Raw genomic sequence first — 988 nt, 5'->3', positions numbered from 1 at the left:
CCGATATTGGGATCGTAGTACCGCTGCTGCATGTAGTTCAGCCCGGTGCTTGCATCCAGCGTATGTCCGGTATAGCCCGGCCCGTCCTCCAGCGGCCGGTTCAGCACCTGTCCGAACGGCTCGTACTCGCTCCTCTCGAGGATGGCTCTGCTCTGATTCGTCTCCGCCACTGGGCTGCCCAGTGCATCGGTGTGCTGGTACTTCGTCGTCGTGGTGCTGGTCGTGGTGTCCAGCTCTCTTAATGCCACCAGGCTGCCACCGAGGTAGATCGACTCCACCCGCTTGTTGTTGCGGTAGTCCTGGCTGGTCAGCAGCTGCCCCGCCTGACTGTACATCTGGTAGCTGCACGCTGCGGAGGTGCAGCTGAGCACGCGCCGGCCTTGTCCGTCGTAGGCATACCACTCCTTGCCCGGGACGTTGCGCAGCCGATTGCCGTAGTCAAACTCGAAGGCCTGTCCGTTCTTGTTCGCCAGGTTGCCCTGCACGTCATAGCTCAGGCCGATCACCGTACTGCCGGCGCAGCCTTCGCCGTTGAAGTTGTTCTTGACGTTCGTCAGCCGCCAGTTGGCGTCATAGCAGTACGCCAGGAGCCGCGCCTTGGTGCCACCGATCACGACGCCGGTCAGGTTGTCCAGGCCATCGTAGCCGTACAGGGCCACGTGGTTCGCGGCATCGGTGCCGTACATCGGCGAGTCGACCTTGGTCAGCCGGTCCAACTCGTCATAGGTCATAGTGCGATTGCCGCGGTTGCCCGTCAGGCCGTCGCTGATCGCCGCCACGTTGCCGTTCTGGTCGTAGTCGTAGCTGTCGTCCAGGAACTTGCTGGTGCCGTAGTCGTCCAGACTGCGGTCGGGCAGCTGGCGGGCGTTCTGGGTCAGCGTGTGCTTGATGCCGTTGCCGTAGGTGAACTGGGCGATGGCGCCGTTGGGGTAGTAGCTCACGCTGGTGGCGTAGGTGCCCGCCTGCGTCGGCTGGCCCAGGGCGTTGG

At 63.6% G+C, this 988-nt stretch carries 1 protein-coding gene; it reads right to left on the bottom strand.

Annotated elements, in window-relative coordinates; genetic code table 11:
• Positions 1–988 (bottom strand): RHS repeat domain-containing protein (locus tag LG367_RS18270; RefSeq protein WP_319004041.1); only part of this gene is annotated, 988 nt, incomplete at both ends.

It is taken from the genome of Luteimonas panaciterrae (assembly GCF_020511115.1).
Taxonomy (GTDB): Bacteria; Pseudomonadota; Gammaproteobacteria; order Xanthomonadales; family Xanthomonadaceae; genus Luteimonas; species Luteimonas panaciterrae.
The sequence above is the reverse complement of the archived record's forward strand: the minus strand, read 5'-3'. Positions and strand labels throughout refer to the sequence as shown.